Source organism: Candidatus Cardinium hertigii (assembly GCF_050864855.1).
GTDB classification, from domain to species: domain Bacteria; phylum Bacteroidota; class Bacteroidia; order Cytophagales; family Amoebophilaceae; genus Cardinium; species Cardinium hertigii_C.
The window spans coordinates 55,710-63,733 of the sequence record NZ_JBOZWW010000062.1 but is presented as its reverse complement, the minus strand read 5'-3'; the positions used below and the strand labels follow the sequence as shown (position 1 = coordinate 63,733).

Below are 8,024 nucleotides of genomic sequence, written 5' to 3'. Positions count from 1 at the left end.
GAATCTGTAAATAGCCAATTCCGTAGAGTTACTAAAAATAAAAGAGTATTTCCTAACGATATAGCTGTTTTTAAAACCTTATATTTAACTATTAACTACATGACCAAAAAGTGGACCATGCCTATTCATAATTGGAGTGAGGCTATAGCACATTTTTTAATTAAATTTGAAAAGAGAATTCAATAAAACATAAAAATATTTTACACACTTAATTGGACAGAGCCAGAGTTCGATATTCTTCATCGTAATATTATCCATTTCGTTAGATGCTAATTTTAATTTTGATTGTATTCTTATATAATTATCACCTATTGCTTGTTCTAATAAATAATCTACGAATTCTAATTCAGAATAAAACATTACATTGATTAGTGGATTTATCCAACCTATTTTGCCAATATTTTTTACATCAGAGTAATTTAGATTCTTAATTTTTGTCCCAGTACCTATTGATAGTAGCACTATATCATCATTAGGGAATAATTCCTTAGCACTTATATATGCAGCAGCAGATGGATTATTAGAAAAAATTCCGCCGTCTACTAAAACTCTATTTTTTTGTTAATTTTTAGACACTTTGGTATAAAGTAAGTAGGGGCAGCTGTTGTAGATCTAAGTGCATCTTTTAACGTAATATTAGGATCTTTCCAGCTTTTGAAGAAAAAAGGGCAATTGTTATGAATGTCATAACTAGTAAAAAGTATGTTAGTTGAAGCATGACCCATAGTATCTTCTCCAAAGTACTTGTTCAGAACAAATTCTATGTTTTTATAGGAATATTTAGCACCATTGAACCAATAAAGGATTTCTTGTCTAAAAAATGATGGTTTGAAGATGTACGGACCATAATTCTTGTAGAATTGAAATAAATCCATTGAGGAGTATTCAAATTCATTTTGGCTATTTTTTTTAGATAAACCAGCTACGATGATTCCACCTGTTGAAGTCCCTGCCATCAGATCAAAAACTTCAGGTAAAGATTTATTGAAGTTGGTTAATCTTTTTTGTATTTCTGCTAGTATTATCGCTGGTATAATACCTCTTATCCCTCCTCCATCTACAGATAAAACATACCTTGTCATTTTAAATTTACTTGATTATTTATCGTTTTTAATTGGTTCTGTCGCGTCTATAATTGATTTTGTATAGCTTTTCTACTTGTTTTAAAATTTAGTTATTATGAGGCTATTGGGTTAAAGAATTTTTAAAAAGTAGATTCCTGTTTTTTAACCTTGATTATTTTAAATCTGTCTCATCTATACACAATATTTAATATCAGACGACTTAGATAAACCAGTAAAGAGCGTAATGTTTTCTATAGAGCATCTTTTTAAAAGCATAGCCTTTAGCTATAGAAATAGGTTGCTCTTTTTTCCCCTCTAGCTTACCTTTTTGTATTGATCTTTCAGCTATACACATCACAATTGCTTTTAATTTTAGGTTAGCTTTTTTATTGTTTCTAGTAAATCTGGGTTATCGTTTACTTTCCATATCTAGTAAAAAATCTATACCGGCATAGCTAATGTACCATTTTTCTAAAAGCTAGACAATTAGATGATACCGTTGCTATAGATTATTACTGTGATGCTTGTTAAATTAAAAATTCAGTTTGTTTCGCATTTAAGACCCTTCATTTAAGCTGATAAAAATTAAATATAAAGAAATAAAATTAATATTTTTCTTTTCTAATCTTTCGGACGTTTGTAGTCTTATTTCAATAAGTAACAAAGGATGTTTTTAATTTTTTCATAAGCTTTTTCTAGTTCAGAGACGGTTGTAGAGTAAGGAGGTAATAGGTAAACAGCATTACCAAGCGGCCGGATTAAAAGTCCTTGTTCTAAACATTTTCTTTTCAAGGTTTCTGGATTTTCTACATCAAATGCGGCTATTGTACCGGTAACACGTTTATGTTTTGCTGGTAAATGGACTATTTCTTTTGTATGGGTATGATGAATGGCTTGAATTGATTGTATAGTAGTTGGTTGCATTAATAAGTCCAAAGAAGCAATGGCCGCTGCGCAGCCTAAAGGATTCGCTGTATAAGAATGGCCATGCGCAAAATATTTGTTCAGTGGTTCATCCCAAAATACTTTATAAATTTTTTCCGTTGTAATGGTTAAAGCAAGGGGTAAAAAGCCTCCTGTTAACCCCTTAGCAAGGCATACAAAATCTGGTATAATGTTAATTTGTTCTAAACAAAAGTATGTACCCGTACGGCCAAATCCCGTCATTACCTCATCAAGAATTACCAAAATTCCATAGTTTTGTACCAAGTGAACGACCTGTTCAACAAAGGCTGGACGACACATCTTCATCCCGTTTGCCCCTTGTATTAAAGGCTCTAAGACCAATGCAACAATTGTATCACCATTGGTATTTAAATGGGCGGTCAACACTTCAAGTGCATAGGCTTCTTTACTTTCTATGGCTCCATCTCCATTCCAAGTTGCAGGAAAAGGAATCGTTAAAACAGAAAAAAATAGATCTGAAAATAGCGTATGAAAACCAGATTTTACCCCTATACTCATTGCACCAAATGTATCGCCATGATATCCACCATCAAAACTTAAAAAGATGCTTCTTTTAAGTACACCTTGATTGCGCCAATATTGATAAGCCATCTTTAGTGCTACTTCAACAGCTGTAGAGCCATTATCTGAAAAAAAGAATTTGGAAAACCCTGGTAGCAAAGGCTGGAGTTTTTCACAAAGCTGTACGGCAGGTTCATGGGTAAATCCAGCAAAAATCACATGTTCTAAAGTCATGCTTTGCGCATGTATAGCTTTCGCTATATCGGGATGCGCATGACCATGTACATTTACCCACCAACTAGAGATAAGATCTAAGTATGGTTTATCATCTGTATCATACAGATAAGAACCATAGCCTCTTTTAATGGCAATAGGCGGTTCAGCTGTTTTTTCTTGCGTAAATGGATGCCATATCAGTTTGCGATCTCTTTCCTTTAGATGCATAGCTTAAAAATAGTTTGTAATGCAGCGGTAAGGGGTATTCCTATTAAGTATTTTTGGGTGATATGCTCTATTTTGGGGATAGATGCCAACACTTCCGTTTTACCATAAAATTCTATAGTTTGAAGATTATCTTGATGATAGGGTCCATTTAAAATTATCCCTAGTACATCTATATTCCTTGCACGCAACGCTTCTAAACTTAGCAATGTGTGGTTAATGGTGCCAAGTGTAGACCGAGCTACTAAGATGACCGGTATGCCAAACTGCTTTATTAGATCAACCATAAGTATATTTTTATTAATCGGAACAAGAATGCCTCCAGCACCCTCTATAATTAAATCGTTGACTTTAGGTAGCTCTATTTTGTTGATATCAATTTGGCTGCTTTCCATTGATGCGGCCAAATGGGGGGATAAGGGTGCTTTAAAGAGAAATGCTTCTTTATAGACATGCATGCCAGTTAATTGATGGACTGTACAACTATCTCTACCTAAGATAGATCCAGTTTGAATGGGTTTAAAATAACCGTATCCAGTATGTAGACAAAGCCAGCTACTTATAATGGTCTTACCAACATTTGTATCTGTTCCAGTTATAAAAATTTTCATCTACTTAAAATGCAAAAAAATACTTTATAGGTGACCTTAATTGTATCTCTATAGATCTTAATAATATTTTTTAAATCACTTATCGGAATGTGCTGGTGGCTGTAATTTGCTCCCAGTGCCTTTAAGTATTTCATAAAGTCGGCTGCATTTGAAAAAACGAGATCAAATGCACATGTATCGCAAAAGTATTTACTGGGTTGTAAGGAACCTATATAATGCGCTAATGCTGGTCTAGATGGATACCAATGGATGGGTGGGGGCAGGGAGGCGTCTATAAATATTTTAAACCATTCACTAAATGTACCATCCAGTAAACATGAAAAAGCAAAAAAATGTGATTTTTCGTAAAACTTTCTTATTGTTTTATATAAATCGTCTACCCATTGTAGTGCCAAATTAGAGATGATAAGGTCATGAAAATCGAAATCTTGTACTTCCATATCACCTAAAATATAGCTGACTTTTTTACTAGGGAGTTTCTTTTTTGCTTGATCAAGCATATTAGATGATAAGTCATTTAAAGTAAACTTGCTTTCAGGAAAAGCATAAAATAAGATTTCTGGAATATATCCAGTACCTGTACCCAGGTCTAAGATAGTATCTGGATGGCATGTAGGAAAATGCTTTTTCAAGCAATCAATTAACTGTGTAGCAGATTTTTTTTGAATAGAAGCAGTTGCATCATAAGATGCGCTTGCTCTGTCAAAGTTACGTTGTATGTATGCTTTGGCCAATTTCATGTAAAAAATTTATAATTTGCTGATATATAAAATGACGTTCATATAGGCCTAAGCAATGATGACCTTTGTGATGTACTATAACTTTAACATATTTACTTAATTTACTAAAATTATCATATATCAGAGATGGAGGTACAATAGTATCATTTTTTGCACCTATTATCAACAGTGGCATAGCTGGCAATGGATGTCTGGTAGCGAGCAATGCTAAATCTTGCATTAACTTTGTTGTATTAAAACTTTTAGAAAGGGTATAATCTAGTCCACAACGTTTATGAAATGAGGTCAATGTATCTCTCGGATTGCTCTGAAAATACTTTACCATCGTTTTAAGTTCTATCTTTCTTTTTTTTTCCAATTGTGGATCAAATCCTAAAAAGTTTATAAAAGCCTGTATTCCAATAAGTGCCGTAAATTTTACCTTTAGGGAGGCTAATTTTATAAATCCAAGGGAATGGCCCACACCAATAAATAGCTGGTCAGTGGGAAGGTCTATTTTTGCATCTTCAAAATAACCAAGGTCTAAGGAGTAACAGCCAACGGTAGGAAAGTATTCTTTTATAAGTGGCTCAAAAAACTGCTGATCAAATCCCCAACCATGACAAAATATAAAAAGCGGTTTCATACTTGCTTAAGTATCTCTACTAAATAGTTTAAATCCTCATCACTGTGACTTGTATTGAGTGCAATGCGTAACCTTGACGTACCAGGTGGAACCGTAGGTGGACGTACCATAGAAACAACCAATCGATGTTTTAAAAGCTGCTCTTTTAGATGGATGGCATGCCGTTCATTACCTATAATGATTGGTATAATATGGGTTATTGAATGACCTATATTAAATCCAAGGTGGTGTAATTTTGCTCTGAGTTTTTTAGCTTTAGAATATAAATTTTGACGTTGAGTAGTATAATGTCTTACTAAGTCCCAAGCTTTAGATGCCGCTCCAATTACCATTGGAGAAAGGGCAGTTGAGTAGATAAACCCTGGACATTTATTAATCAGGTACTCCTTTAGGATATTAGCACAAGCAACATATGCACCAAAGCAGCCCAAAGCTTTGCTGAAAGTACCTAATACTAAGTGCGGAATTTCTGAAAGATTAATATGCGTGGATAATCCATAGCCATTATGGCCAATCATACCCGTTGCATGTGCTTCATCTAAGTATAGAAAAGATTCATTTTCTTTACTAATGGTAAAAATTTCATCTATGGGTACTATATCTCCATCCATACCAAAAATGGTTTCTGTAACAATAAATTTTGGTCTTTTATCATCTTTGTGTTTGGTCAACAACTTACTTAAATGATCCATGTCATTATGTTGATAGCGTATAAGCTCAGCATGACTTAAAAATACAGCTTGATACAAGCTTGCATGATTCAATTTATCAAAAAAAACCATAGGTCTACTACCCCATACTGATGCATCTAATAGACTAGAAAGGACTGTTATATTAGCCTGAAAACCTGAATTAAAAATAAGTGCTGCTTCTGTTTTTTTATCTTGGGCAATTTTATTTTCAAAAGGCTGAAATAGACCTTTATTACCAGATAGCAAACGAGAACCTGTAGCACCTACACCAAATTCCTTTCCAGCAGATTGTGCTGCTAACAATACTGCTTTTGACTTACTGAGCCCAAGATAATCATTCGTAGAGAAATCAATGTGGTTTTTATCCAAATCTAATTGTAACTGTCTATATTTTTCTTTACATTTTTCTTCATGGAGGTATTTATAATATGACTTATACATAATTTTATCTAAAAAAATGTCAAAATAATGGTTCCAAAATGGACTTTTTCTGAGGTAGACAAAGTTTTTAGTCTTCCATTTCCAGAGTTAATGTATGCAGCACAAAAAGAACATAGGAAACACTTTAATCCTAGTGAAATCCAAGTTAGTACACTTTTAAGTATTAAAACAGGTAGTTGTCCTGAAAACTGCGCTTATTGTCCCCAATCGGCACACTATAACACTGGATTAGAAAAAAAGTCTTTATCAACCATTTTAGAAGTAGTTGCAGCAGCCAAGCGTGCAAAAGAATCGGGCAGCACCCGCTTTTGTATGGGTGCAGCTTGGCGTGGGCCACGCGATCAAGATTTAAAGATTGTTTGCGAAATGGTTAAAGAAGTAAAAAAGCTAGGCCTTGAAACCTGTGTTACACTTGGTTTACTAAAAGATGGCCAGGCTAATATGCTCAAAAAGGCTGGGTTAGATTTTTACAATCATAATGTGGATACCTCGGAAGCGTATTACGATAAAATTATAACGACACGTAGTTTTAAAGATCGTTTAAATACCCTGGAACAGATCCGTAGTGCAGCCATTAAGATTTGTTGTGGTGGCATTCTTGGTATGGGAGAAACCAATCAAGATCGCATAAAAATGTTGATGCTTCTTGCCAATATGGATACGCCACCAGAATCCGTTCCGATTAACATGCTGATGAAGATTCCTGGAACGCCCCTTGAGCATGTAGACGATATTGATCCCTTTGATTTTGTTCGTACGATTGCAGTAGCCCGCATCATGATGCCAACATCTTATATTCGTTTATCAGCTGGACGAGAAAAAATGTCAGATGCATTACAAGCATTATCTTTTCTTGCTGGAGCCAATTCAATTTTTTATGGTGAAAAGCTACTTACCGCTCAAAATCCAATACCAGAACAAGATCATAATTTATTCCAAAAGTTGGGATTGAAAAAAATGGTTATAAAGGCTATGCCAACAGATGCATAATTTTAAAATCATTGTAAAAATAGAAGATTACGTTAAAAACGCTTTCCCCTTCTTAGATTTAAACTGATTTGGAAAAGAGAACTATAAAAACGCCTCTGTCGCCTCTGTCGTTGATTTTGTATAGGCATCATCTCTTCTAGATCTCTATAGCTTTAAAGAAAAACGATATTTCATACATATAACGTACGACAAAATTACTTCCGCTGATCAACAAAATCCTTTAGAATGGGGGAATAACCTGGCGGTAATAGCAAACATATCCATTAAAGTTTTAACCCAAAAATTTAATGTAACGATTTTTTTTAGCCAGATCCGATAGCACCAAAGTTTTAAACTAAAACCTTAATTTAACCATTTTTTTTAACAAATGCGACAGAACCTTTGCAGCTAGGGCAATTCTTTTTCTTCGAAAAATTTACTAGAAAAGAACTTCCCTACTACATAACCTATACATGCAGCAGCGATTATTAAAAAAAGATCTTTTTCCAATTCTAGCATTAAAAAAAGAATTTTCTTTTTCTGGTAGACGACTAAAAATAGATCTAAATACAAAAGTAAATACAAACAACTACATAGGATCCATCTTGTAGAAATTGATTTTTCATTTTTTATTTTCTTTATCCAAAGTGCACCCAGTACAATAGCTCCTATTGACAATAGCAATAGTAAAAAAGAAAAAATTGGGTATAAAAGAAGATTGGTTAAAACGTTGTAACAAAGTGCCAAACCACCTAATATGTTTTGAATCGCACCTTCAGAATGGGTCTCCTTTTTGAGTATTTCATCTAAAGCATCAGCAGGCATATCTTGCTCATTCGTAGTATCCGATTCCATATCACACAAGGTTTGTACAACCACCTCTCCTTTGTGGCAAGAGATAGTAGAATGATTCCATTTAAGATTTGTTGTTATACAAGCAACTATGCTCAGTACATAAGATAAGAAGTGCATAA

General features: G+C 33.9%; 10 protein-coding genes. 2 read left to right on the top strand and 8 right to left on the bottom strand.

Going from position 1 to position 8,024, the window contains the following annotated elements:
- Positions 1-186, top strand: a 186-nt coding sequence (locus ACRRVB_RS04575; RefSeq protein ID WP_432446213.1) for a transposase, incomplete at its 5' end; no start/stop codon positions are given.
- A 356-nt stretch (positions 187-542) separates the two neighbouring features.
- On the opposite strand, the gene ACRRVB_RS04570 is transcribed toward ACRRVB_RS04575, so the two are convergent.
- The 7 genes from ACRRVB_RS04570 to ACRRVB_RS04540 form a co-directional block, all read right to left on the bottom strand.
- Entirely contained in the window at positions 543-1,082 is a 540-nt protein-coding gene (locus ACRRVB_RS04570; RefSeq protein ID WP_432466785.1) for a patatin-like phospholipase family protein, read from the bottom strand.
- 202 nt (positions 1,083-1,284) lie between these two features.
- Positions 1,285-1,422, bottom strand: coding sequence for a hypothetical protein (locus tag ACRRVB_RS04565; RefSeq protein WP_432466784.1), 138 nt, complete (start codon positions 1,420-1,422; stop codon positions 1,285-1,287).
- A 287-nt stretch (positions 1,423-1,709) separates the two neighbouring features.
- Complete coding sequence (gene bioA, locus ACRRVB_RS04560; RefSeq protein ID WP_432466783.1) at positions 1,710-2,975, bottom strand: adenosylmethionine--8-amino-7-oxononanoate transaminase; 1,266 nt, start codon at positions 2,973-2,975, stop codon at positions 1,710-1,712.
- A complete protein-coding gene (gene bioD / locus ACRRVB_RS04555; protein ID WP_432466782.1) occupies positions 2,966-3,583 on the bottom strand; it encodes a dethiobiotin synthase in 618 nt (205 codons plus the stop codon). Before bioD ends, bioA begins: the two co-directional genes overlap by 10 nt.
- The gene (locus ACRRVB_RS04550; RefSeq protein WP_432466781.1) at positions 3,580-4,323 is read right to left on the bottom strand and encodes a methyltransferase domain-containing protein; all 744 of its coding nucleotides are present in this window, start codon (positions 4,321-4,323) and stop codon (positions 3,580-3,582) included. Before ACRRVB_RS04550 ends, bioD begins: the two co-directional genes overlap by 4 nt.
- Positions 4,292-4,948, bottom strand: a complete 657-nt coding sequence (locus ACRRVB_RS04545) for a hypothetical protein (protein WP_432466780.1) — start codon at positions 4,946-4,948, stop codon at positions 4,292-4,294. Before ACRRVB_RS04545 ends, ACRRVB_RS04550 begins: the two co-directional genes overlap by 32 nt.
- On the bottom strand, positions 4,945-6,081 hold the full coding sequence (locus tag ACRRVB_RS04540) for an aminotransferase class I/II-fold pyridoxal phosphate-dependent enzyme (protein ID WP_432466779.1): 1,137 nt from the start codon (positions 6,079-6,081) through the stop codon (positions 4,945-4,947). Before ACRRVB_RS04540 ends, ACRRVB_RS04545 begins: the two co-directional genes overlap by 4 nt.
- Positions 6,082-6,108: 27 nt before the next feature.
- On the opposite strand from ACRRVB_RS04540, the gene bioB reads away from it, so the two are divergent.
- Positions 6,109-7,071: a biotin synthase BioB gene (gene bioB / locus ACRRVB_RS04535; protein WP_432466778.1), complete on the top strand. Its 963-nt coding sequence runs from the start codon at positions 6,109-6,111 to the stop codon at positions 7,069-7,071.
- Positions 7,072-7,458: 387 nt separating this feature from the next.
- Here bioB and ACRRVB_RS04530 read toward each other — a convergent pair whose 3' ends face one another.
- Positions 7,459-8,022, bottom strand: a complete 564-nt coding sequence (locus ACRRVB_RS04530) for a hypothetical protein (RefSeq protein ID WP_432466777.1) — start codon at positions 8,020-8,022, stop codon at positions 7,459-7,461.
- Positions 8,023-8,024 lie beyond the last annotated feature (2 nt).

Bases quoted from the DNA above. Each gene is read 5' to 3' on its own strand.
- ACRRVB_RS04570 (WP_432466785.1), bottom strand. From the start codon at position 1,082: ATGACAAGGTATGTTTTATCTGTAGATGGAGGAGGGATAAGAGGTATT.
- bioA (WP_432466783.1), bottom strand. From the start codon at position 2,975: ATGCATCTAAAGGAAAGAGATCGCAAACTGATATGGCATCCATTTACG.
- bioD (WP_432466782.1), bottom strand. From the start codon at position 3,583: ATGAAAATTTTTATAACTGGAACAGATACAAATGTTGGTAAGACCATT.
- ACRRVB_RS04550 (WP_432466781.1), bottom strand. From the start codon at position 4,323: ATGAAATTGGCCAAAGCATACATACAACGTAACTTTGACAGAGCAAGC.
- ACRRVB_RS04545 (WP_432466780.1), bottom strand. From the start codon at position 4,948: ATGAAACCGCTTTTTATATTTTGTCATGGTTGGGGATTTGATCAGCAG.
- ACRRVB_RS04540 (WP_432466779.1), bottom strand. From the start codon at position 6,081: ATGTATAAGTCATATTATAAATACCTCCATGAAGAAAAATGTAAAGAA.
- bioB (WP_432466778.1), top strand. From the start codon at position 6,109: ATGGTTCCAAAATGGACTTTTTCTGAGGTAGACAAAGTTTTTAGTCTT.
- ACRRVB_RS04530 (WP_432466777.1), bottom strand. From the start codon at position 8,022: ATGCACTTCTTATCTTATGTACTGAGCATAGTTGCTTGTATAACAACA.